General features: G+C 61.0%; 25 protein-coding genes and 1 pseudogene. 12 read left to right on the top strand and 14 right to left on the bottom strand.

Annotation, left to right across the window (positions count from 1 at the left end; translation table 11 throughout):
• Positions 1–31 precede the first annotated feature (31 nt).
• From AB4O23_RS02475 to AB4O23_RS02465, 3 genes are read right to left on the bottom strand one after another with little or no spacing between them, the layout of a single operon-like run.
• The gene (locus AB4O23_RS02475) at positions 32–304 is read right to left on the bottom strand and encodes an oxidative damage protection protein (protein ID WP_065879518.1); all 273 of its coding nucleotides are present in this window, start codon (positions 302–304) and stop codon (positions 32–34) included.
• Positions 301–1,368: an A/G-specific adenine glycosylase gene (gene mutY / locus AB4O23_RS02470; protein ID WP_017529561.1), complete on the bottom strand. Its 1,068-nt coding sequence runs from the start codon at positions 1,366–1,368 to the stop codon at positions 301–303. Before mutY ends, AB4O23_RS02475 begins: the two co-directional genes overlap by 4 nt.
• Positions 1,365–3,581: an AsmA family protein gene (locus tag AB4O23_RS02465; protein WP_460062033.1), complete on the bottom strand. Its 2,217-nt coding sequence runs from the start codon at positions 3,579–3,581 to the stop codon at positions 1,365–1,367. Before AB4O23_RS02465 ends, mutY begins: the two co-directional genes overlap by 4 nt.
• A gap of 315 nt (positions 3,582–3,896) precedes the next feature.
• Between AB4O23_RS02465 and AB4O23_RS02460 the strand changes: the two genes are divergently transcribed.
• The 7 genes from AB4O23_RS02460 to AB4O23_RS02430 all read left to right on the top strand — a co-directional run bounded on the left by AB4O23_RS02460 (position 3,897) and on the right by AB4O23_RS02430 (position 9,683).
• Positions 3,897–5,558, top strand: coding sequence for an OFA family MFS transporter (locus tag AB4O23_RS02460; RefSeq protein ID WP_065879516.1), 1,662 nt, complete (start codon positions 3,897–3,899; stop codon positions 5,556–5,558).
• Between the two features lie 256 nt (positions 5,559–5,814).
• Entirely contained in the window at positions 5,815–6,408 is a 594-nt protein-coding gene (hisB, locus tag AB4O23_RS02455) for an imidazoleglycerol-phosphate dehydratase HisB (protein WP_003218037.1), read from the top strand.
• Positions 6,408–7,046 (top strand): imidazole glycerol phosphate synthase subunit HisH, encoded by a 639-nt coding sequence (gene hisH, locus AB4O23_RS02450; protein ID WP_017529558.1) that lies wholly within the window; start codon positions 6,408–6,410, stop codon positions 7,044–7,046. Before hisB ends, hisH begins: the two co-directional genes overlap by 1 nt.
• On the top strand, positions 7,047–7,304 hold the full coding sequence (locus AB4O23_RS02445; protein WP_017529557.1) for a DUF2164 domain-containing protein: 258 nt from the start codon (positions 7,047–7,049) through the stop codon (positions 7,302–7,304).
• Positions 7,305–7,343: 39 nt separating this feature from the next.
• Positions 7,344–8,081, top strand: coding sequence for a 1-(5-phosphoribosyl)-5-[(5-phosphoribosylamino)methylideneamino]imidazole-4-carboxamide isomerase (gene hisA / locus AB4O23_RS02440; protein WP_003187784.1), 738 nt, complete (start codon positions 7,344–7,346; stop codon positions 8,079–8,081).
• Positions 8,082–8,090: 9 nt separating this feature from the next.
• On the top strand, positions 8,091–8,861 hold the full coding sequence (gene hisF, locus AB4O23_RS02435) for an imidazole glycerol phosphate synthase subunit HisF (protein WP_003171107.1): 771 nt from the start codon (positions 8,091–8,093) through the stop codon (positions 8,859–8,861).
• Positions 8,862–8,927: 66 nt separating this feature from the next.
• Positions 8,928–9,683, top strand: coding sequence for a substrate-binding periplasmic protein (locus AB4O23_RS02430; protein ID WP_065879515.1), 756 nt, complete (start codon positions 8,928–8,930; stop codon positions 9,681–9,683).
• Here the strand turns inward: AB4O23_RS02430 and AB4O23_RS02425 are convergent.
• The 5 genes and pseudogenes from AB4O23_RS02425 to gpmI all read right to left on the bottom strand — a co-directional run bounded on the left by AB4O23_RS02425 (position 9,636) and on the right by gpmI (position 16,215).
• Positions 9,636–10,928: a Vps62-related protein gene (locus AB4O23_RS02425; RefSeq protein ID WP_460062026.1), complete on the bottom strand. Its 1,293-nt coding sequence runs from the start codon at positions 10,926–10,928 to the stop codon at positions 9,636–9,638. The genes AB4O23_RS02430 and AB4O23_RS02425 overlap by 48 nt on opposite strands.
• A gap of 63 nt (positions 10,929–10,991) precedes the next feature.
• Positions 10,992–11,777, bottom strand: coding sequence for a divergent polysaccharide deacetylase family protein (locus AB4O23_RS02420; RefSeq protein ID WP_017529554.1), 786 nt, complete (start codon positions 11,775–11,777; stop codon positions 10,992–10,994).
• A gap of 1 nt (position 11,778) precedes the next feature.
• Positions 11,779–13,107: a S41 family peptidase gene (locus tag AB4O23_RS02415; protein ID WP_017529553.1), complete on the bottom strand. Its 1,329-nt coding sequence runs from the start codon at positions 13,105–13,107 to the stop codon at positions 11,779–11,781.
• 30 nt (positions 13,108–13,137) lie between these two features.
• A pseudogene (locus tag AB4O23_RS02410) lies at positions 13,138–14,431 on the bottom strand (murein hydrolase activator EnvC family protein).
• Positions 14,432–14,688: 257 nt separating this feature from the next.
• Complete coding sequence (gpmI, locus tag AB4O23_RS02405) at positions 14,689–16,215, bottom strand: 2,3-bisphosphoglycerate-independent phosphoglycerate mutase (protein ID WP_017529551.1); 1,527 nt, start codon at positions 16,213–16,215, stop codon at positions 14,689–14,691.
• A gap of 151 nt (positions 16,216–16,366) precedes the next feature.
• Between gpmI and AB4O23_RS02400 the strand changes: the two genes are divergently transcribed.
• From AB4O23_RS02400 to secB, 3 genes are read left to right on the top strand one after another with little or no spacing between them, the layout of a single operon-like run.
• Positions 16,367–16,780 carry a rhodanese-like domain-containing protein gene (locus tag AB4O23_RS02400; RefSeq protein WP_017529550.1) on the top strand — a complete coding sequence of 138 codons (414 nt, stop codon included), beginning with the start codon at positions 16,367–16,369 and terminating at the stop codon, positions 16,778–16,780.
• Position 16,781: 1 nt separating this feature from the next.
• Positions 16,782–17,036 carry a glutaredoxin 3 gene (gene grxC / locus AB4O23_RS02395; protein WP_017529549.1) on the top strand — a complete coding sequence of 85 codons (255 nt, stop codon included), beginning with the start codon at positions 16,782–16,784 and terminating at the stop codon, positions 17,034–17,036.
• A 35-nt stretch (positions 17,037–17,071) separates the two neighbouring features.
• The gene (gene secB, locus AB4O23_RS02390; protein WP_012721755.1) at positions 17,072–17,551 is read left to right on the top strand and encodes a protein-export chaperone SecB; all 480 of its coding nucleotides are present in this window, start codon (positions 17,072–17,074) and stop codon (positions 17,549–17,551) included.
• Between the two features lie 119 nt (positions 17,552–17,670).
• Here secB and AB4O23_RS02385 read toward each other — a convergent pair whose 3' ends face one another.
• On the bottom strand, positions 17,671–18,126 hold the full coding sequence (locus tag AB4O23_RS02385; protein ID WP_010563141.1) for a tRNA (cytidine(34)-2'-O)-methyltransferase: 456 nt from the start codon (positions 18,124–18,126) through the stop codon (positions 17,671–17,673).
• Between AB4O23_RS02385 and AB4O23_RS02380 the strand changes: the two genes are divergently transcribed.
• A complete protein-coding gene (locus AB4O23_RS02380; RefSeq protein ID WP_017529548.1) occupies positions 18,125–18,565 on the top strand; it encodes a hypothetical protein in 441 nt (146 codons plus the stop codon). The genes AB4O23_RS02385 and AB4O23_RS02380 overlap by 2 nt on opposite strands.
• A gap of 335 nt (positions 18,566–18,900) precedes the next feature.
• Here AB4O23_RS02380 and ntrC read toward each other — a convergent pair whose 3' ends face one another.
• From ntrC to glnA, 5 genes are all read right to left on the bottom strand, one after another.
• Complete coding sequence (gene ntrC / locus AB4O23_RS02375; RefSeq protein WP_017529547.1) at positions 18,901–20,337, bottom strand: nitrogen regulation protein NR(I); 1,437 nt, start codon at positions 20,335–20,337, stop codon at positions 18,901–18,903.
• The gene (gene glnL, locus AB4O23_RS02370; RefSeq protein WP_017529546.1) at positions 20,334–21,419 is read right to left on the bottom strand and encodes a nitrogen regulation protein NR(II); all 1,086 of its coding nucleotides are present in this window, start codon (positions 21,417–21,419) and stop codon (positions 20,334–20,336) included. Before glnL ends, ntrC begins: the two co-directional genes overlap by 4 nt.
• A gap of 296 nt (positions 21,420–21,715) precedes the next feature.
• A complete protein-coding gene (locus AB4O23_RS02365; RefSeq protein WP_065879512.1) occupies positions 21,716–22,141 on the bottom strand; it encodes a cupin domain-containing protein in 426 nt (141 codons plus the stop codon).
• Between the two features lie 99 nt (positions 22,142–22,240).
• Positions 22,241–22,780, bottom strand: coding sequence for a chorismate mutase (locus AB4O23_RS02360; protein ID WP_460070183.1), 540 nt, complete (start codon positions 22,778–22,780; stop codon positions 22,241–22,243).
• Between the two features lie 109 nt (positions 22,781–22,889).
• A complete protein-coding gene (gene glnA / locus AB4O23_RS02355; RefSeq protein ID WP_017529544.1) occupies positions 22,890–24,296 on the bottom strand; it encodes a glutamate--ammonia ligase in 1,407 nt (468 codons plus the stop codon).
• Positions 24,297–24,630: 334 nt separating this feature from the next.
• On the opposite strand from glnA, the gene thiI reads away from it, so the two are divergent.
• Positions 24,631–26,085, top strand: a complete 1,455-nt coding sequence (gene thiI / locus AB4O23_RS02350; RefSeq protein WP_068937238.1) for a tRNA uracil 4-sulfurtransferase ThiI — start codon at positions 24,631–24,633, stop codon at positions 26,083–26,085.
• Positions 26,086–26,152: the final 67 nt, after the last annotated feature.

The raw sequence follows: 26,152 nt of genomic DNA, 5'->3' as shown, positions 1-26,152 counted from the left end.
CGCTTACGTGCCGACCCCGGTTTTTGATCAATTATTGAGCAGGTGGCACGTAACCTTCGGCCTGGGCGTATTCCTCGCCGGAAAAGAACTTATCCATTTCGCCCGCCAGGTATTTACGGTCTTCGGCGTTCATCATGTTCAGGCGTTTTTCGTTGATCAGCAGGGTCTGGTGTTTCAACCAGTCACCCCAGGCTTTGGCCGAGACGTGGTCGTAAATGTCCTGGCCCTTGGCGCCTGGGTACGGCGGGCGTTCCAGGGCTGGCAGTTTTTCTTTGTACTTGCGGCACATTACGGTGCGGGTCATGACGAAACTCCTGCGTTCAATACGTCGGCCGCGCGCTTCAGCAGTTTTTTCACCGGGGCGGCAAGGCCCAGGCGCGGCGGGGTGGCGAGGTTATACCAGAGCCAGTCGGCCTCGGCCACGTGGTGGGCGGTTTCCTCGACCCGCACCAGCCAGGGTTCGATGGCCAGTTGGAAATGGCTGAAGGTGTGAACCAGCCCCGGCAGTTCCAGATGCTTGCCCAGTTCGAGCGCATGCTGGTTGGCCAGGTGTTCGAGATCGTGCAGGTCGTCCAGCTCCGGCAAACTCCACAAACCGCCCCACAGGCCTGTGGACGGGCGACGATAAAGCAGGATCTCGCCCTCGGCATTGGCCAGCATCGGCATCAATGTGCGCTTCTGCGGGACGGTCTTGCGCGGCTTGGGGATCGGGTAGCGCGTCTCCAGGCCGAGCATATGCGCTTCGCAGCCTTTTTCCAGCGGGCACAGCAGGCAACTGGGTTTGCTGCGGGTGCAGAGCGTGGCGCCCATGTCCATCATCGCCTGGGTGTAGGCGTTGACGCGATCATGGGGCGTGAAGCGTTCTGCGGTGGCCCACAGCTGTTTGGCCACCTTGGGCTCGCCCGGGTAACCCTCTTGAGCGGTAAAGCGTGCCAGCACGCGCTTGACGTTGCCGTCGAGGATCGGTGCGCGCAGGCCCATGCTCAGGCTGGCGATCGCGCCGGCGGTGGACAAGCCGATGCCGGGTAATTCGGTGAGCTTTTCTACATCGCGGGGAAACTCGCCGCCGTACTCGGCCACGATTATTTTTGCGGTCTTGTGCAGGTTGCGCGCCCGGGTGTAGTAACCCAGGCCGGTCCACAGGTGCAGCACTTCGTCTTCCGGCGCGGCGGCCAGGGCTTGGACCGTTGGCAGCGAGGCCATGAAACGGTCGAAGTAATTGAGTACGGTGCTGACCTGGGTCTGTTGCAGCATGATCTCCGACACCCACACCCGGTACGGTGTGATGCCCTGTTGCCAGGGCAAGTCGTGGCGACCGTGGCGGTCGTACCAGTCCAGCACCGCCGTTGAAAACTGCTCGTTTCTCATCGTTTGAACAGGCCTTTCAAAGCATCTTTGAGCTGTGGGTTGACCTTGTCGAGCTTCTCTTCCAGCTTGTCGCTGAGCTTGTTGCCGGCCGCCTTGATCGCGACCTGGCTCAAGCCGTCCTTATCCAGGCGGCAGGCCTTGGCGCCCAGTTCCAGCGGGCCACGGCAGCGCAGCGGCACTTCGATGTCGCGGAAGTTGGCGCCCACCTCGCAGGCCGGGTCGGGCACTTCGCGCTGATCGCCTTCGACGATGATGCCGATGCGGTAGTCCATGCCCAGCACGCGCAGGTCGACGTCGCCGTTGCCGTTGACCGCCAGGCCAGGGATGCGCACTTTCAAGTCGGGGTTGTTGGCCACGCCGTTACGGAAAGTCAGGTTGCCCTTCAGCTCCTGGAACGGCGTGTCTTTGCCGCGCTGTTCGCCGCTCAGGGTCTTGCGGTTGAGCATGGCGATGCCGGTGCACAGTTGCTGTTCAAGGTTGGCGTTGAGCAGCACGCCGTTGTTGATCACAACACTGGCGCTGCCGTTGAGGCTGTCGATCAGGGCCTTCTGGCTATTGCCACGGCCAGTGAGGCTGCTGTCGAGCGTGACCTGGCCTTTCACCGGCGGCGTTTGCCCCTGGGCTTGCAGGATGCGTTCGACCGGTACTTGCTTGATCCGGCTTTGCAGCGCCAACACCGGCACGTCCTGGCGCACATCGAGGGTGCCGTTGGCCTGGAAGGTGCCGTTGTAGAGGCCTCCGCTGAGGGTGTCGAGCTTGAGCTGGCCATCGATGCCGGAGGCTTTGAGCACGGCGTCCTGGATCGGCAGTTTGCTCAGGGTCAGTTGGCCGAAGGCCAGGTCGGCGTCTACGTCCAGCTTGCGCAGGTGCGCCAGAGGCAGCAGTTTGTCGGTGCTCCAGGCGCCTTTGGTCGGTGCCTCCGGCAGCGGTGTAGTGCCGCCGGCTGCCATGGCGCCGGCTTCGCTGTTCTGCACTTCGGCCTGGCGCGCGGCAGTTGCGCCCTTGGCGGATTCGGACTTGGCCGGCAGGTAGTTGTCGGCGTTGAACGTATCGCCCTTGAGCTGCACGCGCAGCGCCTGCTTGGCGAAATCGTCCACGGCGATGCGGCCGGTGAAGGTGCTGCCGTCGAGTTTCAGGTTCAGGTCTTCCAGGGCCAGGCTGGTGGGCGTGCCCTTGAGGCGGCTGACCAGTTCTACCTTGCTCAGGCTGCCCTCGGCCATCGCCGGCAACGGGCTGCCGACGCTGTCGAGGAACTTGGCCAGGTCGAACTGGGCAATGGACAGGGCGCCGCTGAGCTGCGGGGTTTTGTCCAGGTCGTTGACCTTCAGTTCGCCCAGCGCGCGCAGCTGGTTGGCCGAGAATTTCATGTTGGTCCATTCGGCGATATTGGCCGCCTGGTCCACCAGCAATTGACCCTGGGTGGAGAAGGTCACGGTCTTGCCTTGCAACGGCTCGCCGGTGGCTTCGCCGCTGATGCGCATGTCTTCGAACTGGTAGCGCTTGAGCGCACGCTCGATGCGCAGGTTGCCGTTAAGCTCGGTCTTGACGCGCATCACCGGCTGGTTGCTGCCGAAGAACGCGGTGAGTTTCACCGGAATGCTCGCGCCTTCATGCACGGCGCCGGCGCTCAGTTGGATGCTTTCGGCGCTGAACTGCTTGCCGGTCTGCTCGTCGTTGTATTCGATGCGAGCGTTGTTGACGGTCAGGCTGTCGATGTCCAGGCGGATAGGCTGTGCGGGTTTTTCGGGTTTGGTTTCAGCCGCCGGTTCCGCCGGGGCGGGGGCGGGCGCGCCGGCCGTTGCGGCGGGCACGTTCTTGCCGATGTCTTCCCAGTTGCCATGGCCTTGCTTGTCGCGGTTCAGGCGCAGGTTCAGGCCTTCGACACGCACGTCGCTCATCTGCACTTCGCGGCGCAGCAGTGGCAGCACACGCACCGAAAGGCCAAGCATTTGCAGGTCTGCAAAAGGTTGGGTCGGGGCGGTCAGGGTGGCCACGCTGGCTTCGTGCAGTTCAAGGCCGAGCCAGGGGAACAGGCTCCAACCGATATCGCCATTGAGCGTCAGCTCGATGTGGGCCTTGTCGCGGGCAATCTGGCGAATCTCTTCTTTGTAGTCGTTGGGATCGAAAAGGTGGGTCAGGGCAAAGCCAAGAGCCACAATGATCAGCAACAGCCCGAGAAGTACCAGACCCAGGATTTTGCCGAACGCTTTCATGGGCGAGTCCTTGTATGTCGATTTCAAAATTTAGCCGCAGAGTATAACGCCCGACGGCCTGCATCAGTTCACCGATCGTTACATTGTATCCACGGCGGCCAGAACGGGAATTTGACGTCAATAAAAGCGAAATTTCCGATAAAAGTGATATCACTTTGGTTTTTCTGACGCTAATCTTTGCGCGTTCGTCCGCCTTCTGCGACCTATCGTCGCGCCAAAATGGAGCTTCACTCAACAAAAACGGCCACGCTTTGCGTGCAAGGCCGAGGGAGAGAGCGCCTGACGGACAACGACTAATAACTGGGGGAAACACCAATGAGCACTAGCACCGCGGCGGGTCACACCGCCGAGCAGCCTGCGTTCCTGTCCAAGGAGCGCATTATCGCCAAGCCCGGGTTCAACCGCTGGCTGGTTCCACCGGCCGCCCTGGCCATCCACCTCTGCATCGGCATGGCCTACGGTTTCTCGGTGTTCTGGCTGCCGCTGTCCAAGGCGCTGGGCATCACCAAGCCGTTGGCCTGCGCGCCGGACATGAGCTTTATCGCCCAAGTCTTCTCGTCCCAATGCGACTGGCCCATCTCCATGCTGGGCTGGATCTACACCCTGTTCTTCATCTTCCTGGGCTGCTCGGCGGCGATCTGGGGCGGCTGGCTGGAACATGCCGGGCCGCGTAAGGCCGGTGTGGTATCGGCCCTGTGCTGGTGCGGTGGCCTGCTGATCTCGGCGCTGGGTATCTATACCCACCAGATCTGGCTGATGTGGATCGGTTCCGGCGTGATCGGCGGTATCGGCCTGGGCCTGGGTTATATCTCGCCCGTATCGACTTTGATCAAGTGGTTCCCGGACAAGCGCGGCATGGCCACCGGCATGGCGATCATGGGCTTTGGCGGCGGCGCTATGGTGGGCGCGCCCCTGGCGGCTGCGCTGATGGGCCACTTCGCATCGCCGAGCGGCGTGGGCGTGTGGCAGAGCTTCCTGGTGATGGCCGCGATTTACTTCGTGTTCATGATCGGCGGCGCACTGTCCTACCGCGTGCCGCCGACCGGCTGGAAGCCTGAGGGCTGGACCGCGCCGGCGAAAAAAGCCAGCAACGCGATGATCACTCACCGTCACGTGCATGTGAACGTGGCATGGAAAACCCCGCAATTCCGCTTGGTATGGCTGGTGTTGTGCCTGAACGTATCGGCCGGTATCGGCATCCTCGGCATGGCTTCGCCGCTGTTGCAGGAAGTGTTCGGCGGCAAGTTGCTGGGTGTGGATGTGCCGTTCGGTCAACTGGACGCCGGGCAACTTGCGTCCATTGCCGCCATCGCGGCGGGTTTCACCGGCCTGCTGAGCCTGTTCAACATCGGTGGCCGGTTCTTCTGGGCGTCGTTCTCCGACTACCTGGGGCGCAAAAACACCTACTTCGTGTTCTTCGCCCTGGGCTTTGCCCTGTACGCGCTGATCCCGAACCTGGGGCACCTGGGCAACGTGGCGCTGTTCGTGGCGGCGTTCTGCATCATCCTGTCGATGTACGGCGGTGGTTTTGCGACCGTTCCGGCCTACCTGGCGGACCTGTTCGGTACGCAGATGGTGGGTGCGATCCACGGCCGCCTGCTGACCGCATGGGCAGCGGCGGGCGTATTGGGCCCGGTATTGGTGAACTACCTGCGTGAATATCAATTGAGCATTGGCGTTGAACGCGCCGCGGCCTATGACATCACCTTGTACATCCTCGCCGGCTTGCTGGTGCTGGGCTTTATCTGCAACCTGCTGGTGCGCCCGGTGGCCGACAAGTACTTCATGACCGATGCCGAGTTGGCCGCCGAACAGGCGCTGGGCCATGACAAAGGCGCTGACGCCACCACCGTGCTGGAGTGGAAAGCCTCTGCCGGCAGCAAGCCGGTGGCGATTGCCGCCTGGCTGGTAGTGGGTATTCCGTTGGCGTGGGGTGTGTGGGTGACCCTGCAGAAGACGGCGGTACTGTTCCACTAACACTGCAAAACCCTTGTGGGAGGGGGCTTGCTCCCGATGACGGTGGCTCAGCCGCATAGTTGCTGGCTGATCTACCGCTATCGGGAGCAAGCCCCCTTTCACATTGAAGGTGCGAAGTTTTCATAAGTCGGTCCCACATGTACGCACATGTCTATCCCCGACACTCCATCAGTCTTATCCCCTTCGATGTTTCTGTTTAGCGCCCGCGCCCCTATAATGGCTGCCTTTTTCGCCCAATGATTTTGCGGAGCTGGTGATGGCCGAACGTAAGGCGTCCGTCGAGCGCGACACTCTGGAAACCCAGATCAAAGCCTCGATCAACCTGGATGGCACCGGAAAGGCCCGATTTGATATCGGTGTACCTTTTCTTGAGCACATGCTGGACCAGATCGCCCGTCACGGGCTGATCGACCTGGATATCGTCAGCAAGGGCGACCTGCATATCGACGACCACCACACGGTGGAAGACGTGGGCATCACGCTCGGCCAGGCCTTTGCCAAGGCCATCGGCGACAAAAAAGGCATCCGTCGCTACGGCCACGCCTATGTCCCGCTGGACGAAGCGCTGTCGCGCGTGGTCATCGACTTCTCCGGCCGCCCAGGCCTGCAGATGCATGTGCCGTACACCCGCGCCACCGTGGGTGGCTTCGACGTCGACCTGTTCCAGGAATTTTTCCAGGGTTTCGTCAACCACGCACTCGTCAGCCTGCACATCGACAACCTGCGCGGCACCAACACCCACCACCAGATCGAAACCGTGTTCAAGGCTTTTGGCCGTGCATTGCGCATGGCCGTCGAGCTGGATGACCGCATGGCCGGGCAAATGCCCTCGACCAAGGGCGTTCTGTAATGCAGACGGTCGCGGTTATCGATTACGGCATGGGTAACCTGCACTCGGTGGCCAAGGCCCTCGAACACGTGGGGGCCGGCAAGGTGCTGATCACCAGCGATGCCAAGGTGATCCGCGAAGCCGACCGCGTGGTGTTCCCAGGGGTTGGCGCGATTCGCGATTGCATGGCCGAGATCCGCCGCCTGGGCTTTGACAGCCTGGTGCGCGAAGTCAGCCAGGACCGTCCGTTCCTCGGCATTTGCGTGGGCATGCAAGCCTTGCTCGAGCGCAGTGAAGAGAACGACGGCGTCGACTGCATCGGCCTGTTTCCCGGCCAGGTGAAGTTCTTCGGCAAGGACCTGCACGAAGACGGCGCCCATCTGAAGGTCCCGCACATGGGCTGGAACGAAGTCAGCCAGACCGTGGAACACCCGTTGTGGCACGACATTCCGGACATGGCGCGTTTCTACTTCGTGCACAGCTACTACATCGCCGCCGGTAACCCGCGCCAGGTGGTGGGGGGTGGGCACTACGGCGTCGATTTCGCCGCAGCGCTGGCTGAAGGCTCGCGTTTTGCCGTGCAGTTCCACCCGGAGAAGAGCCATACCCATGGCCTGCAATTGCTGCAGAACTTCGCCGCCTGGGATGGGCGCTGGTAAATGGCCAGGAAGCCGAAGCAGCCGATCTTGAGCCTCACGCCCGAACAGGAGAGTGAGGCTACCCTCAAGATCAAGCGTTTCATGGAAGATCGCTTCGAACTCAAGTTGGGGTCGTTCGAGGTCGCCGAGATTCTCGAATTGTTCACCCACGAAGTGGCGCCGCATTATTACAACAGGGCGATTTTCGACACGCAGACGCTCCTTAAAGAAAGGTTCGAAAGCATCGAAAGCGACTTGTGGTCGCTTGAGAAACCCTGATTTCCCAAGCATTGCTGAATTTCGAATAAGGTTTGCCAGATGCTGATTATCCCCGCTATCGATCTCAAGGACGGCGCCTGCGTACGTCTGCGCCAAGGCCGTATGGAAGACTCCACCGTGTTCTCCGATGACCCGGTGAGCATGGCTGCCAAATGGGTGGAAGGGGGCTGCCGTCGTCTGCATCTGGTGGACTTGAACGGCGCCTTCGAAGGCCAGCCGGTCAATGGCGAGGTGGTCACCGCGATCGCCAAGCGTTACCCGAACCTGCCGATCCAGATCGGCGGCGGTATCCGCTCCCTGGAAACCATCGAGCATTACGTCAAGGCCGGCGTGAGCTACGTGATCATCGGCACCAAGGCCGTGAAAGACCCCGCCTTCGTCGCCGAAGCCTGCCGCGCGTTCCCGGGCAAAGTGATCGTCGGCCTGGACGCTAAAGATGGTTTCGTCGCTACCGACGGTTGGGCTGAAATCAGCACCGTGCAGGTGATCGACCTGGCCAAGCAGTTCGAAGCCGACGGCGTCTCTGCCATCGTTTATACCGATATCGCCAAAGACGGCATGATGCAGGGCTGCAACGTGCCGTTCACCGCCGCATTGGCGGCCGCGACGAAGATCCCGGTGATCGCGTCCGGCGGTATTCACAACCTGGGCGACATCAAGTCGCTGCTGGACGCCAAGGCGCCAGGGATCATCGGCGCGATCACCGGCCGGGCGATCTACGAAGGGACCCTGGATGTCGCCGAGGCCCAGGCTTACTGCGATGCCTACAACGGCTGAGGACTGACCATGGCGCTGGCCAAACGCATCATCCCTTGCCTGGACGTCGACAACGGTCGCGTGGTCAAGGGCGTCAAGTTCGAGAACATCCGCGATGCCGGCGACCCGGTGGAAATCGCCCGTCGCTACGATGAGCAAGGTGCCGACGAGATTACCTTTCTCGACATCACCGCCAGCGTCGACGGCCGCGACACCACGTTGCATACCGTCGAGCGCATGGCCAGCCAGGTGTTTATCCCGCTGACCGTGGGCGGCGGCGTGCGCACCGTGCAAGACATCCGCAACCTGCTCAACGCCGGCGCGGACAAGGTATCGATCAACACGGCCGCGGTGTTCAACCCGGAATTCGTCGGCGAAGCCGCGCAGCACTTCGGCTCGCAATGCATCGTGGTGGCCATCGACGCCAAGAAGGTCTCGGGCCCGGGTGAAACCCCGCGCTGGGAGATCTTCACCCACGGCGGGCGCAAGCCCACCGGCCTGGACGCGGTGGAGTGGGCGATGAAGATGGAAGGCCTGGGCGCCGGGGAAATCCTGCTGACCAGCATGGACCAGGACGGCATGAAAAATGGCTTCGACCTGGGCGTGACCCGCGCCATCAGCGATGCGCTGGGCATTCCGGTGATCGCGTCCGGCGGCGTCGGCAACCTGCAGCATTTGGCCGATGGCGTGATCGAAGGCCATGCCAGCGCGGTGCTGGCGGCGAGTATTTTCCACTTTGGCGAATACACTGTTCCCGAGGCCAAGGCCTACATGGCGGCACGCGGTATCGTCGTTCGCTAAACGTCGCTGGACACCGTGGCAGGCGCGGGGCACTCTCTGCGCTTGCCATGGATTCCGGTAACTTTCATGTTCAAACAGCTGCTGCTCGCTCTCGCCAGCATTTCCGTGCTGATGGTCGGTACCGCCCGATCCGAAGAACCGTCTGACGCCTCCCTGGTGTTGCTCACGGAAAATTTCCCGCCTTACAACATGGCGAAAAACGGCAAGAACTTCGCCAAGGACGAGAACATCGAAGGCATCGCCGTGGACATCGTGCGCGAGACCTTCAAGCGCGCCGGTATTTCCTACAACCTCACCTTGCGTTTTCCTTGGGAGCGAATCTACAAACTCGCCCTGGAGAAGCCCGGCTATGGCGTGTTCGTCATGGCCCGCCTGCCCGACCGCGAAGCGCTGTTCAAGTGGGTCGGCCCCATCGGTCCGGATGACTGGGTACTGCTCGCCAAAGCCGACAGCAAGATCAAGCTGGATGACGTGAAACAGGCGCGGTGCTACAAGATCGGCGCCTACAAGGGCGATGCCATCGCCGAGAGCCTGGAAAAGCAGGGCCTCAACCCGATCGTCGCGTTGCGTGACCAGGACAACGCGCAAAAGCTGATGGATGGCCAGATAGACCTATGGGCCACAGGTGATCCGGCGGGCCGATACCTGGCCCGCCAGGTCGGGGTGACCCAACTCAGAACCGTGCTGCGCTTCAACAGTGCGCAGCTTTATCTGGCGCTGAACAAAGACGTGCCGGATGACGTGATGGTCAGGCTGCAAGCGGCCCTTGATCAGTTACGGAGTGAGGGCGTTGTCGATCAAATCATGGCCCGTTACCTGTAGATCCGGCTCCGCTTGTGGGGCTTCTTCCCTTGGGGTTGCCTCTTGCGGCAGCGGCTCGGTGTCGGGAGATTCGCTCATATAAACGTGATCGCCATTGGTGTAGCTGACGGTCGCTGAAACCTGGCTGCCATCCTGACGCAGCAGGCAGTACTCACTGTGTAACAGGTAAGCAGCCACGGCCTTTTTCGGCGGGACATAGATGATGATCTCCAAGGGCGAGGAATGACTCCAGCCTTTCGCGGAGCGTTGGGTATGCGTGAAGTCACGATCCAGCTGCGCCGAAAAACTCAACTCAAACGCCTGTGGATGCGCAGGCCACTCTTTGCATAAGTCGATGCTGGTATTGAACGCCAAGGCCCTGGCATTTGTGCCCAGTTCCCCTTTGGAGGCCGTCCACATAAACGGCTGAGGGGTCTGCCCGGTGTTGTGCCCGAAGCCGCCGAGGCGATGACGGTCCGTGCGTTCGAGCCGGTAGGTGGGCGACGACTGAAGCTGTTCGACCGCGCTCAGTTCCGGGTCTTTTACGCAAAACCACGGCAGCTCACAGGCGTGCAGCGTGGCGGTGTTTTCATCCAGGGAGGGGATTTCGTGCCCGGTGAGAACCGGAGGTGACGGTAGGTCGCTCAGATGGGTGGTCAACGCCAGGCGCAGGGAGTAGGCCTCAATACCTGGCTTGGCATAACTGTCATGACCAAGGAAGGTACCGGGCGCCAGGTAAGCTTCGCCGACGGGCGCCTCGGGTGCGGTGATCGACCAGATGCTTAAATCGTTGGCGCAGCCGCTGCCTTTATCGTTCCAGATCAGCTCGCCCAATTGCGCCGTCACGACCAGGTCTTCGCGCACACAGCGCACGGCATGGCGCGAGGGTTTGTCGTAGCCGACGCCACACACCAGCCCCATCGTGACGTAGCCCTGCGGCGCAAGCGGGCGCCAGATGGAAAGGTTGCTATGCGCCCCGGTCCCTTCATCGTGCCACACCCGTTGGTAGTCAACGGGCGGACGCAGCGCCGTGCCGTCGGCCTTATTCGCGTCGCTCACCACTGCGACGATCTTGCCTTGGTTGATATTGCGGTAGTGACCGACCGCGATATCACCCAAGGCGTAAAACGAACTCAGCGCATCGGATGTTGTGCTGGGTCGCCAGAGGCCGACGGCCTTTTGTGCGCTGGAACCCTTATCGTTCCACAGCGGCAAGAACTCGCTGGTAAAGCTGATGAGCAGGTCGTTGAATTGCAGAGGTTGCATGGAAATCGCTCCAGTTGATGGGAGCATCAACTGTCGAGCAGCGAGCGCGTGGGCGGGCTGTATCTATCTATGCGCAGGAAGGTAGGTGCCGTTTTTGCCGTGACCGGCCATGGCCTGATTACTGCGCACACTGATCATCAACTTGATGTCGATCCACTCCACGCCCTGTGCCTTGAGCGTGGGCAATTCGCGCTCCAGCACCGCCAGGGTTTGCGGGTAAGGGTGGCCGATCATCACGGCCGAGCCTTGTTTGTGGGCCAGCTTGATTGCGGTTTGCAGTTGGGTGGTGATCGCCGCTTCGGTGCGTTCGTCGTCCAGGAATACATCCCGCGAGACATGGGCCAGGCCGATCTTCTGTGCCTCGGCGGCGGCTACGGTTTGCGCGCTGGTGCGGCTGTCGACAAAGAACTTGTTGCGCCGTTGCAGCTCGGCCATCAACCAGGCCATGGCGGCGGGTTGCGCGGTCATGCGGCTGCCCATGTGGTTGTTGACGCCGGCGGTGTAGGGCACGGCGTTGAACGCGGCGTCCAGGCGTTTGCCCAGCTCTTCGATAGGCAGCTCGGGATGCCAGGCGAACGGGCCGGTGGCCGGGTCCATGGGCATGTGTAGCATCACGATCTTGCCGGCTTTGTGGGCTTCGCGGGCGAATTCGGCGGCGTGAGGCGTGTCGGGCATGATCGCCGTGGTCACCGGCCCGGGGAGGGCCAGCACGCGACGATCCCGGGGCAGGTTTTGCCCGAGATCATCGATGATCAGGGTGAGATAGGCTTTGCGCGGCTCACCGGCCGGGGTCGCGTGGGCGACCCCGGCCAGGCTGCACAATACTGCGATGATCAGGGCAAAGCGCATATCAACGGCTGCGCGTAATGCTCAGGCCTTTGAGCAGGCTCAGCGCCTGGGCCAACTGGTAATCATCGTCCTGTGGCATCGGCTTGGCTTTGGCTGCGCTGCCGGTCGGCTGGTCGGCGCCGCCGTTGCCATTGCCCAGGTGGCCTTGCAGGTCCGCCTCTTTGTAGTACTCGCTGTCGACCTCGTTGGTGATCTTGGCCTTGCGTACTTCAATGTCCGGGACAATGCCCTGGGCCTGGATCGAGCGACCGTTCGGCGTGTAGTACAAGGCCGTGGTGATCTTCAACGCGCGTTCGTTGTTCAGCGGCAATACGGTTTGCACCGAGCCTTTGCCGAAGCTGGTGGTGCCCATCAGCACGCCACGTTTCTGGTCTTGCAAGGCGCCGGCGACGATTTCCGAGGCCGAGGCGCTGCCGCCGTTGATCAGCACGGCCAGTGGCACGTTTTCGCTGAGGTCGTTGCCGGTGGCCGAGAAGCGCAGCTCGGAATTGGCGATACGGCCCTTGGTGTAGACGATCAGGCCCTTGGTGATGAAGTGGTCGACCACTTCCACCGCCGATTGCAGCACGCCGCCTGGGTTGTTACGCAGGTCGAGCACGATGCCGCTGAGTTTCTTGCCGTTGTCCTTGCGCAGCTTGGCCAGGGCCTTGGCCACTTCGTCGCCGGTCTTGACCTGGAATTGAGTGATGCGGATGTAACCGTAGCCCGACTCCAGCAACTGGCTCTTCACGCTCTTGACCATGATCGTCGCGCGGGTCAGCGTCACGTCGAACGGGTTGCCGCCGTCGCGTACCAGGGTCAGGGTGATTTTCTGGCCGATCTTGCCGCGCATCTTGTCGACGGCTTCGGTCATGGTCTGGCCACGGGTCGGCTGGCCGTTGATCTTGACGATAAAGTCGCCGGCCTGGATGCCGGCCTTGGAAGCCGGGGTGTCGTCGATCGGCGAAACCACTTTGATGTTGCCGTCTTCGGCGCCGACTTCGATGCCCAGGCCGCCGAATTCACCGCTGGTGCTTTCCTGCAGCTCGGCGAAATCTTCCGGGCCCAGGTAGGCGGAGTGCGGGTCGAGGTTGCTGAGCATGCCCTTGATGGCGTTCTCCAGCAGGGTCTTGTCGTCTACGGGTTCAACATAGGCTGCCTTGATCCGGTCCATGACCTCTGCAAAGGTGCGCAGCTCGTCCAGCGGCAACGGCGCCCTGGTGGTCGCGGCAGAGGACGCGGCCGTGGCGGCGGGTGCAGCCGGGGCGGCCTGGTCGGCGAAAGCCAGAGGCGCGCCGATCACCAGGGCGATCGTCAGGGCCAGCGAAGTGAGGCGGGACAAATGCAGCATGTCGAACGAACTCCTAGTGTAGATGCGGCCCTATCCTTGGGAACGGCACCATTGTGCGGGATCGCTCGGGCGACCCTGCTGACGAATAGCGAAGTACAGCGCCGGGGTGTCCTGGCCACCACTGTTACCGACAGTGGAGATGGATTCACCGGCTTTTACAACATCACCTGCCGACTTGAGCAATGTCTGATTGTGGCCATAAAGGCTCAAATAGCCATTACCGTGGTCGAGAATTACCAATAAACCGGCGCCCCGCAGCCAATCGGCAAATACCACGCGCCCACCGTGAACGGCATGCACCTGGCTGCCGGCGGAGGCGCTGATCATCACCCCATCCCACTTGGCGCGGGTGTCATCGCCACGGGTTTCCCCAAAGCGTGCCAGCAATCGACCATCAACTGGCCATGGAAGTTTGCCTCGGGCTGAAGCAAAAGGGCCGCCGAAGGACTCGCCGGCGCTGGAAACCAGCGGGCCTGGGGCGGAATGCGCCGGTTTACGGGGCGCCGGGGCGTCGGTGGTGGCTGCCAGTTCGGCCTCACGCTGACGCTTTTTTTCCGCTTCCTGCTGGGCGATCAGCGCTTTTTGCCGCGCTTCTTCAGCCTCACGTGCCTGGCGCGCCAGGGTTTCTTCGATGGTCTTGAGCACTTTGGCCAGGTCGGCCTGGTCCTGCTCGCGGGCCTGCAGCTTGGCGTCGCGGGCTTTCACGTCGTCATTGAGTTTGGCCAGTGCCAGCTGGCGCTCCTTGCGGACCTTGTCGAGCTCATCGCGCTGGGTGTCGAGGGCGCTTTTCTGGTCCTGCAACTGCGACTGCTGGTTGGCGATCTCCTGTTCCACGTTGACCAACTGGCGCAGCGTCTCGTTGAAGCTTTTGAGCTGCTCCAGGCGGGCCTTGCTCAGGTAGTCGTAGTAGGTGAGGGTGCGCGCGAATTTCTCGGGGTTCTGCTGGTTGAGCAGCAGCTTGAGGTATTCCTGGCGGCCGCTCTGGTAGGCGGCGCGGGCCTGGATCGCGATCAGGCGTTGCTGTTCAACGCGTGCGCTCTGGAGTTTTTTTCTCAGCGTCGAGTCGCTCCAGTTCCGACTCGCTCTTCTTTAGTTCTTTTTGCAGCTCCTGGACTTGCTTTTCCAGCTTGCCCATTTCGGTTTCCGTGCCGCGCAGGTCTTTCTGCACTCCGGATTTTTCTTCCTGGAGCTTGCCGAGCAGTTTTTTCAGCTCGGTAATGTCCTGACGCGTAGCGTCCAACTGTTGTTGGGTTTGTGCGCGCTCATCGGCAAACGCCGGTTGGAGCAGGCAGACAAGAGCGAGGGTAATCAAGGCGCGAAGCATAGAGGCGGGCGACACCAGGGAAAGGGACGGTCTAGTATGCCCGCCAAGCGCTGCAAAAAAAACGCCCAATTGGGGCCGGCGGGCAAGTTAGCTGCCGAGTGGCGGCGGTATGGCAAAAAGACATCTTCCAAACACCGCAAAGCTAATGTGGGAGGGGGCTTGCTCCGATGGCAGGGTGTCAGTCGGTATATGTATCAACTGGCACGCCGCTATCGGGAGCAAGCCCCCTCCCACACTGCTGTGCGGTGTGGTTGAAATCACACCAGGATTGAAGTGCCAGTCATCTCAACCGGCTTCTCCAGCCCCATCAACATCAGCATTGTCGGCGCGACATCCGCCAGCACCCCGCCGTTACGCACTTTGAAATCACGCTTGCCGACGTAGATGAACGGCACCGGCTCGGTGGTGTGGGCGGTGTGGGCCTGGCCCGTGGATTCGTCGGACATTTGCTCGCAGTTGCCGTGGTCGGCGGTGATGAGTGCTTCGCCGCCGACTTTTTCCAGCGCGTCGGCGATGCGGCCCACGCACAGGTCCAGGCATTCCACGGCCTTGACCGCCGCCTCCAGGTTACCGCTGTGGCCGACCATGTCGCCGTTGGCGTAGTTGACCACGATCACGTCATAACGCTGGTTCTCGATGGCGTCGACGATTTTGTCGGTCACCTCCGGAGCGCTCATTTCCGGCTGCAAATCGTAGGTGGCGACTTTTGGCGACGGGATCAGGATGCGCTCTTCCCCGGGGAACGGTTCTTCACGCCCGCCCGAGAAGAAGAACGTCACGTGGGCGTATTTTTCGGTTTCGGCGATGCGCAGCTGGGTCTTGCCGTTTTTTGCCAGGTAATCGCCCAGCACGTTGTCCAGGCTGCCCGGCGCAAAGGCGGCCGGGGCTGGAATACTGGCGGCGTACTGCGTCAGGCCCACGTACTGCACTTTGGGTTGGCGCGCGCGTTCGAATTCCTTGAAGCCGTCTTCGACGAACACGCGGCTCAGCTCGCGGGCACGGTCGGCGCGGAAGTTCATGAACACCACGGCGTCGCCGTCCTCAACCTTCACCGGCTCGCCGATGGTAGTGGCCTTGACGAACTCATCGCTTTCGCCGCGCGCGTAGGCGGCTTCCAGGCCTTGCTGGGCGGTGGCGGCGTTGAAGTCGGCCTGGCCGTCGACGATCAGGTTGTAGGCCTGGGATACGCGGTCCCAGCGGTTGTCGCGGTCCATGGCGAAGTAGCGGCCCACGATGCTGGCGATGCGGCCCTTGCCCAGGGCGGCGAAGGTGGCGTCCAGCAGTTCGATGGACGATTGCGCACTTTTGGGTGGCGTGTCCCGGCCGTCGAGGAAGGCGTGCAGGTAAATCTTGTCGGCGCCACGCTTGAACGCCAGTTCGGCCATGGCCACCAGATGGTCCTGGTGGCTGTGTACGCCGCCGTCCGACAGCAGGCCCATGAAGTGCACGGCCTTGCCGGCGGCCACTGCTTTATCCACCGCAGCGCAGATGGTCGGGTTCTCGAAGAACTCGCCATCGCGGATCGCCTTGGTCACGCGGGTGAAGTCCTGATACACCACTCGTCCGGCACCGAGGTTCATGTGGCCGACTTCCGAATTGCCCATCTGGCCGTCCGGCAGGCCCACGTCCATGCCGGAGCCGGAGATGAGGCCGTTGGGCACGGTGGCGGTCAAACGGTCCAGCACCGGCTTGCGCGCCGCGTAGACCGCGTTGTCGTGGTGGCTTTCACTGTGTCCAAAGCCATCGAGAATTATCAGGACCAAAGGTTTAGGCGTGGTAGTCATAGATCCTCTCGCGGCGGTAATAAAGGAAGGCAATTGAAAAGGGAGTGGCAGTTTAAAGCGAAGTTCCGACCACGTCACCGCTTTACGGGGGTTGGCCCCCCCTGACGGCTGTGTATACTTACCGCCATTTTAACGCCCTGGAACCTCCTTGATGGTTGATCACCTGATTGCATTTGCCACTGCCCACTATCTGCTCGTGGGTGCCTTCGTCATCTTGCTGGCGCTGCTGATCGCTCACGAATTGAGCCGCGGTGGCCGCAGCCTGAGCACCTCGGAGCTGACCGCGCTGGTCAACAAGGATGAAGCCATTGTGGTGGATATCCGCCCCGCCAAGGAGTTCGCCGCCGGCCACATCGTCGGTGCCCTGAACATTCCCCAGGACAAGCTGATCGCGCGCCTGGCCGAGCTGGAAAAGCACAAGGCCAAGACCATCATCCTGGTCGACGCCCAAGGCCAGCACGCCGGCACCCACGCTCGCGAAATGCTCAAGACCGGTTTCACCGCCGCCAAGCTGTCCGGTGGCATCGGCAGCTGGCGCGCCGATAACCTGCCTCTGGTGAAGTGATATGACCCAGGTTGTCGTGTATTCCAGCGATTGGTGCCCTTACTGCATGCGGGCCAAGGCCCTGCTTGAGAAAAAGGGTGTTGCCTTCGAAGAGATCAAGGTCGACGGCAAACCCCAGGTACGCGCCGAAATGGCCCAGAAGGCCGGCCGCACGTCGGTCCCGCAGATCTGGATCGGCGCCAAACATATCGGTGGCTGCGATGACCTGTTCGCTCTTGAGCGCGCCGGTAAACTGGATGCGCTGCTGTCCGCTTAACCCCTTAAAGACCCCAAGATAAAGAAGGATCTGCGATGACTGATCAACAGAACACCGAAGCAGCAGAAGCTCAAGGCCCACAGTTCTCGCTGCAGCGTATCTATGTGCGTGACCTGTCGTTCGAAGCGCCGAAAAGCCCGGCCATCTTCCGTCAGGAATGGACCCCAAGCGTTGCGCTGGATCTGAACACCCGCCAAAAAGCCCTGGAAGGTGACTTCCACGAAGTCGTGCTGACGCTGTCGGTCACCGTCAAGAATGGCGAAGAAGTGGCCTTCATCGCTGAAGTACAACAGGCCGGCATCTTCCTGATCCAGGGCCTGGACGAAGCATCCATGAGCCACACCCTGGGCGCGTTCTGCCCGAACATCCTGTTCCCGTATGCCCGCGAGACCCTGGACAGCCTGGTCACCCGTGGCTCGTTCCCTGCGCTGATGCTGGCCCCGGTGAACTTCGATGCCCTGTACGCCCAAGAGCTGCAGCGCATGCAACAGGAAGGTTCGTCGACGGTTCAGTAAGTCGATGCGGTAAAAAATGTGGGAGGGGGCTTGCTCCCGATAGCGGTGTACCAGTCACATCAGTGTCGACTGGCAACCCGTCATCGGGAGCAAGCCCCCTCCCACATTTGTTTTGCGTGTTATTTGAAACCGAGTTGGCGCCAGCCTTCGTACACGGCCACCGCCACGGTGTTGGACAGGTTCAGGCTGCGACAGCCTTCACGCATCGGCAAACGCAAGCGATGGCCGTCGGGCAGGGCGTCCAGTACCTCTGCCGGCAGGCCACGGCTTTCCGGGCCGAACAGGAAGGCATCGCCCTCGGCAAAACTGGCATCATGGAACGGCCGCGAACCCTTGGTAGTGAACGCGAACAAGCGCGGATGGCCCAGGCTTTCCAGGCAACTGGCCAGGTCGGCGTGGCGCTGCAAGGTGGCGTACTCGTGGTAGTCCAGCCCGGCGCGGCGCAGGCGCTTGTCGTCCATGTCGAAGCCCAAAGGTTCGATCAAATGCAGGTGGCAGCCACTGTTGGCGCACAGCCTGATAACGTTGCCGGTATTCGGCGGAATTTCTGGTTGAAAAAGGATGACGTGAAACATGCACGGCTCCGAAGGCAAAGATGCGCTGCATTCTACCCCCGAAGAGGACCCCAGGCCGAAGCTATTGCCACGGGTCATGGGCTCATTGGCGATTGTCGGTTTGATGGTGGGCTTGATGATCGGCCGCCTGACTATCCCCGATCCGGTGCAATTGCAGCAGGTAGAGACAATAAGCGACGGCGTGGTGGTGTGGTTCAACAGTGAACCCAAGCTGCACGGCGAGCATGTCGACGGCACCGTGGCGCTGCTGTTTGACGCCCAGGGCAAGGTCGCCAGCGGGCAGCTCAAGGTCAATGAAAGGGACGTGAACTGGCGCATTCGCAAGACCGATAGCGGTTTGCTGCTGAACCTGGTGGCGGCTCGGCCGTTGCGCGGGGAGTGGAAAGGCGAGGAGGTCGATGACCGCTGGCGGCTGGAGATCCATCTCCAAGAGCAATAAAAGAGGGAGTTCCCGGCCTGCCTGTACCAGGGCTCCCAAAACGGGGTGAAGCCAGAGGCTTCGGTGTTAAAGAGGGGATTCTCGGCCTGCCTGTACCAAGGTCCCCGAAACTGGGTTGTACTGGGGTTATTGCAGGGGGCGTGCCAAAACTTGCATTTGCCGCTTGAGAAAATGCCAAAAAGCGCAAAGCCCCGGAATACGGGGCTTTGGTTGTTTCTACTGCTAAGGAATTTGTAGCGAAAGCGATAGGCGAGTTTTCTGGTCTGTGCTCAATGCCGGTTCATAGTGCATTGAAGCGGTGCACAAACCCGAGCGTTATGAAGATCCAAATGTGATCAGGCTTCATCACCCTCATCATCATCCCCACCATCAACCTTCATCCCCAATTCCTTGATCTTGCGCGTCAGGGTGTTACGCCCCCAACCCAGCAACACCGCAGCATCGCGACGACGGCCGGCGGTGTGCTTCAGCGCGGTCTCGATCATGATCCGCTCGAATGCCGGCACGGCGCTGTCCAGCAGGTTTGACTGGCCACGAGCCAGCGCCTGGTCAGCCCATTGACGCAGTGCCTGTTCCCAATTGGTCACCGGGGCCGAATCCTGCGGCAGGCTCAGCAGCTCCGGCGGCAGGTCGCTGATATGCACTTCGCGCCCGGACGCCATCACCGTGATCCAGCGGCAGGTGTTCTCCAGTTGGCGCACGTTGCCGGGCCATGGCAGGTTCTTGAGGTACTCCTCGGTCTCGCTCTTGAGCAACTTCGGCTCAACGGCCAGTTCCTGGGCGGCGCGGCTGAGGAAGTGGCGAGCGAGGGTCGGGATGTCTTCGCGGCGGTCCGACATCCGTGGGATGTGGATGCGGATCACGTTGAGGCGGTGAAACAAGTCCTCGCGGAACTTGCCCGCGTGCACCAGGGTTTCCAGGTTCTGGTGGGTGGCTGCGATGATGCGCACGTCGACCTTTACCGGAGTGTGCCCGCCGACGCGGTAAAACTCACCGTCCGCCAGTACCCGCAGCAAGCGGGTTTGGGTGTCGGCGGGCATGTCGCCGATTTCGTCGAGGAACAACGTGCCGCCGTCAGCTTGTTCAAAGCGCCCGCGACGCAGGTTGGCCGCACCGGTGAACGCGCCTTTCTCATGGCCGAACAGTTCGGACTCCATCAAGTCTTTCGGAATCGCCGCCATGTTCAGCGCGATAAACGGCGAGGCTGCCCGCGGGCTGTGGCGATGCAGGGCGTGGGCCACCAGCTCTTTACCGGTACCCGACTCGCCGTTGATCAGCACGGTGATGTTGGAGTGGCTCAAGCGCCCAATAGCGCGAAACACTTCCTGCATCGCCGGCGCTTCGCCGATGATTTCCGGGGTGCGGGTGAGGGTGGGCGGGGCTTCCTGGTTTTGTTGCTCCTGGGCGTGCTGGTTGGCGCGCTTGACCAGTGCGACGGCTTCGTCCACGTCGAATGGCTTGGGCAGGTATTCGAACGCGCCGCCCTGGTAGGACGCGACAGCGCTGTCCAGGTCCGAGTGCGCGGTCATGATGATCACCGGCAGGCGCGGGTGTTGTTCGCGAATCCGCGCCAACAGGTCCAGGCCACTGGCGCCGGGCATGCGGATGTCGGAGATGATCACGTCGGGCTGCTGGCGCGCCAGGCGGCTCATCACCCCGTCGGCGCTGTCGAAGCTCTGGGTGGTCATGCCTTCCTGTTGCAAGGCTTTCTCGAGGACCCAGCGGATAGAACGGTCGTCATCGACGATCCAGACAGTTTCACTACGGCTCATGTCGTGGGGGCTCCTTGTTCCAATGGCAGGAAGATCGAGAACGTGGTGTGGCCGGGGTGGCTCTCACATTCGATCAGGCCCTGGTGCTGGCTGATGATGTTCTGGGTGATGGCCAGGCCCAGCCCGGTACCGTCCGGGCGGCCGCTGACCATGGGAAAGAAAATGGTTTCCTGCAGTTCCGTGGGAATGCCCGGGCCGTTGTCGATGATCTCGACCTTGGTCACCAGGCGATGGCGCACATGGCCGATGGTGAACTGGCGCAAGGCGCGGGTGCGCAGGCTGATGCGGCCCAGGCGCAGCTCGTTCTGGCTGCTGATGGCTTGCATGGCGTTACGCACGATATTGAGCACCGCCTGGATCATCTGTTCGCGGTCGATCAGGACGTCGGGAATGCTTGGGTCGTAGTCGCGCACCAAGGTGATGCAGCCCTGGCTTTCGGCCTCGACCAATTGGCAGACGCGCTCCAGTACTTCATGCACGTTGGTCATCGCCAGCGACGGCAGTTTGTTCGAGCCGAGCATGCGGTCCACAAGGTTTCGCAGGCGGTCGGCCTCTTCGATGATGACGTTGGTGTAGTCCTTGAGATGCTCCTCCGGCAGCTCGCGGGCCAGCAGCTGCGCCGCGCCGCGAATGCCTCCCAGGGGGTTCTTGATCTCATGGGCCAGGCCGCGCACCAGCATCTTGCTGGTTTCCTGCTTGGACAGCTGCGCTTCTTCCTTGGTGATGCGCAGCAGTCGGTCGCGAGGGTGGACTTCAAGCAGCAGCAGGGTGGCGCCGTTGCTCAGGATCGGGGTCACGGCGTAGTCGACGGTCAGGGTCTGGCCGGTCAGGGCGGTGAGCATCGCCTCGCGCTTGGTGAACGGGTGTGCCTGCTCCACGGCCTGGCGCAACGAACTCAGGGCTTCGGCCGACTCGGTGAATAATTCGCTGATGAACTGCCCATGGCTGCGCTGGCCGCTGATGGCCAGGAGCATCTCTGCCGCCGGGTTCATGTACTCAAGGCGCAGGTCGTCATTGAGCAGGATGGTCGCGGTGGTCAGGTTGTCGAGTAGCAAACGGTGCAGTGCATCGCTGATGGTCATCGGGACCTCTTTTGGAGCAAGGCGCGGGCTTGAGGCACACGCTGATACAAGGAAAATGCAAAAACCAAACCAAGGCTCCGAAAAGAAGCGTTAATCCCCTGAAATAGGGGTTTAAGGCGCGAAACTGTGGCGTTCTGCCAGCTTGGCCGGGAAGTTTCGAACCAAAATGGGGTGAGTCAGTGGGAAGGGTGCAGGTCGTCGCACCAATATAGTGCGGTTTTGTGAGGTTTGTTCAGGAAGTGATGAGAGAGGGCTCTCGGCGGCTGTGCGAGAGCGATCTCAGTGGTGGGGCTTTATCAGTGTGGCTGGGAGAGTGGCATGCCCGCGCTGCCGGCGTAAAAGACCAGCAGTTCCACCGGTGTGCTTCCGGTTCTGCCGCGATGGACTGTGCCTACCATCTCGGCCAGGGTTTGCCCTTGTGTCAGGGTGAGGGCTTGCCCACCTTTACGGGCTTCAACGATCAACTCGCCCGAGAGGATATACGCTGCGTTCGGCATGGGGTGGCTGTGCCAGGGTAACTGCGTATTCGCGGGGATCTTGAGCCGCAACAGCGTGAGTTCCGGCGGTCCGGAGGGGTAGGCCTTGTAAGGTGTTCCGTCCCATGATGCGCTGCTCTGCAGCAGGGTTTCCTTTTCGATTTGCACGACGTTTTTCGGCTGGCTGCTGCAGCCTAGGGCAGACAAGCAGGCCGCTGTTGCGATCAAGCATTTGAGGGCTTCCATGGTTTGGTTTCATCCCGTTCGCTGAGTGGCCGGTCAGGCTACGATCGCTGTTCGGGGAGGGATGCCGGAAGGTGCCTAAAATAATGTGGGTGTCATCCGTTATTGGCCTGTGCGAATACACAGCTCGGCCGTGGCGCGGATCATCGCCAGTTGCCGCAGCGGGTCGTTCAGCGGCTCATGCACCGCTTCGGTCAGCCAGTGAGGGCACTGCGGGTCGCTACGTTGGGGGGTGAAGTCCGCCAGTTGTTGCAGCAGGCGTGTTTGCAATTGATCCAGCTGCGGGCGAATCTGCTTCACCAGGTCCGGGCGCGGATCGTCGGGTGCCTTGCCCTGGAACTGCCAATCGGACAGGTGGGTGTACTGCACCAGCTTGTTTGCCTCGATCTGGGCCGAGAAGAATTGCTCGGCGGCGGCGGGTGCCAGTTTGTAGCTCGGCGCCTGGGCGACAACGCTGGCGATCACTTCTTGTTCGCGCTTCTTATCTTCCACCGGTTTTTTGCTGTCCCATTTGCTCAGCGCCACCTGGTCGGCGATTTCCAGGCGTTCGGCGATGCTGTTGAGCAGCGGCTCAAGAGTGGGGGGCGCAGCCAATGCACTGGCGCTGAAAAACACTAAAGCGAACGCAAGTCGACGTTTCAATGCTGATCTCCTTGTGGGAGGGAGGGGGGATTCGGGTTAATTCCCGGGCAAAAAAAGACCTCCCGAAGGAGGCCTTTTTCATCACGCTGCGTCAAGCAGCGCTACCGGATCAGCAGCTGTAGTACAGCTCGTATTCCAGTGGGTGTACGAAGGTGCGAACCTTGATTTCTTCTTCGCTTTTGAGCTCGATGTAGGCATCGATGAAGTCGTCGCTGAATACGCCGCCTTTGGTCAGGAACGCACGGCCCTTGTCCAGCTCTTCCAGGGCTTCTTTCAGGCTGCCGCACACTTGTGGGATCTCTTTGGCCTCTTCAGGCGGCAGGTCGTACAAGTTTTTGTCGGCGGCATCGCCTGGGTGGATCTTGTTCTGGATGCCGTCCAGGCCAGCCATGACCAGCGCAGCGAAGGCCAGGTATGGGTTGGCTGCCGGATCAGGGAAGCGCGCTTCGATACGGCGAGCGCGTGGGCTGGACACGTAAGGAATACGGATCGAGGCGGAACGGTTGCGAGCCGAGTAGGCCAGCATCACCGGTGCTTCGAAACCTGGGACCAGACGCTTGTAGGAGTTGGTCGACGGGTTGGTGAAGCCGTTCAGGGCCTTACCGTGCTTGATGATACCGCCGATGAAGTACAGGGCGGTGTCGGACAGGCCGGCATAACCTTCGCCGGCGAAGGTGTTCTTGCCTTCTTTGGCGATGGACAGGTGAACGTGCATACCCGAACCGTTATCGCCGTACAGTGGCTTAGGCATGAAGGTAGCGGTACGGCCGTAGGCATCAGCTACGTTGTGTACGCAGTACTTCAGGGTCTGGACTTCGTCAGCCTTGGCTACCAGGGTGTTGAACTTCACGCCGATTTCGTTCTGGCCGGCAGTCGCCACTTCGTGGTGGTGAACTTCGATGACCAGGCCCATTTCTTCCATGGCGTTGCACATGGAGGTACGGATTTCGTGGTCGTGGTCGAACGGCGGAACCGGGAAGTAGCCACCTTTGACGCCTGGACGGTGGCCTTTGTTGCCGCCTTCCACGTCCTGGTCGGACATCCACGAGCCTTGCTCGGAGAAGATTTTGAACATGGAACCGGAGATGTCGGACTTGAACTTGACCGAATCAAAGATGAAGAACTCTGGTTCCGGGCCTACGAATACGGTGTCGCCGATACCGGTCGACTTCAGGTATTCCTCGGCGCGCTTGGCGATCGCACGTGGGTCGCGATCGTAGCCTTGCATGGTCGAAGGCTCGATCACGTCGCAGACGATGATCAGGGTTGGGTCTTCGGTGAACGGGTCAAGGACGGCAGTGCTGTCGTCCGGCATCAGGATCATGTCGGAGGCTTCGATGCCTTTCCAGCCGGCAATGGAGGAACCGTCGAACATTTTGCCTTCTTCGAAGAAAGCATCATCCAGCGCGTCGCGAGCCGGCATGGTCACGTGGTGCTGAGTGCCTTTGGTGTCCGTGAAGCGCAGATCAATCCATTTAACGTCATGATCTTTGATGAGTTGAACCGACTTCGACATAGTGTCCTCCGGGTGGCTTCGGGCTGGGGTAGTGGAGTTAGCCCTTAGAATGTGGGTGATGCCGGCGCGGATAGTCCGCCATGGCAACCTGCCTCACAAGAGAGCAAATTGCATGCCAGTGCGCCAACATGGGTTTTTTGCGCCAAAAGCGACCCTATAAAGGTGCGCAGCGACAAAAGCCCGAAAATAGCGCACTGCAATGTGGCGCATGCGCATGCAAATGCACCGCTTTAGTGCGTTGCGGTGTGAGTGCATATTAACTGGTTAAACCTTGAGCGATTTCCGCTATAATCCGCGCCCCCCTTTTTCAGCAGGCCCGGCGCGCGCTGTTTCCATGAAATTAATCGTTAAAGTCTTCCCCGAAATCACCATCAAGAGCCGACCGGTACGGATGCGTTTTATCCGTCAATTGGCCAAGAACATCCGTGCCGTGCTCCGAGATCTGGACCCGGCTGTGGTGGTGAATGGCGTGTGGGACAACCTCGAGCTGGAAACCCGCCTGACCGACGCCAAAGCCTTGAAGGATATGACCGAGCGCCTGAGCTGCATGCCGGGCATCGCACACTTCCTGCAGGTTGACGAGTACGCGCTGGGCGACTTCGACGACATCACCGAAAAATGCAAACTGCATTTTGGCGACAACCTTGAAGGCAAGATTTTTTCGGTGCGCTGCAAGCGTGCCGGCAAGCACCCGTTCAGCTCCATGGACGTGGAGAAATACGTCGGCAGCAAGCTGCGTCGCGAGTGCGGCGCCGCTGGAATTTCCCTGAAAGCGCCGCAAATTGAAGTGCGCATGGAAATTCGCGACCAACGGTTGTTTGTGATCCACAGCCAGCACAACAGCATCGGCGGCTACCCGCTCGGCGCCCTGGAACAGACCCTGGTGCTGATGTCCGGCGGTTTCGATTCCACGGTGGCGGCCTACCAGATCATGCGCCGCGGCCTGATGAGCCACTTCTGCTTCTTCAACCTGGGTGGGCGCGCACACGAATTGGGCGTGATGGAAGTTGCGCACTTTATCTGGAAGAAGTACGGCAGCTCCCAACGCGTGCTATTTGTGAGCGTACCGTTCGAGGAAGTGCTGGGCGAAATTCTCGGCAAAGTCGATAACAGTCATATGGGCGTGGTATTGAAGCGTATGATGTTGCGCGCGGCCTCCCGTATCGCCGATCAATTGCAGATCGACGCGCTGGTGACCGGCGAAGCGATTTCCCAGGTTTCCAGCCAGACGCTGCCGAACCTGTCGCTGATCGACTGCGTGACCGAGAAGCTGGTGCTGCGCCCGCTGATCGCCAGCCACAAGCAGGACATCATCGATTTGGCGGAAGAAATCGGCACCGCCGACTTCGCCAAGCATATGCCTGAGTACTGCGGGGTCATCTCGGTGAACCCCAAGACCCACGCCAAGCGCAACCGCGTGGAGTACGAAGAACAACAGTTTGATATGGCGATTCTGGAGCGTGCGCTCGAGAACGCCAAGCTGGTACCGATCGATCGTGTTATCGACGAGTTGGGCCAGGATGTGCAGATCGAAGAAGTCAGCGAAGCCCTGGCCGGCCAGATCGTCATCGACATCCGTCACCCGGATGCCGCGGAAGATGAGCCGCTGGAAATCGCCGGCATCGACGTACAAACGCTGCCGTTCTATGCATTGAACGCGCGTTTCAAGGAACTGGATGACAGCCGTCAGTACCTGCTGTATTGCGACAAAGGCGTGATGAGTCGCCTGCATGCCCACCATTTGCTCAGTGAGGGGCATGCCAATGTGCGCGTTTATCGACCGAGCTAAGAGCCCGGGGCTGTTTGCCTGTGGCCTGCGTCACCGGCCCCCCGACTCTGCCGTCAAGCTGTAACGG

The organism is Pseudomonas sp. H2_A10, from assembly GCF_054680085.1.
The sequence above is the reverse complement of the archived record's forward strand: the minus strand, read 5'-3'. Positions and strand labels throughout refer to the sequence as shown.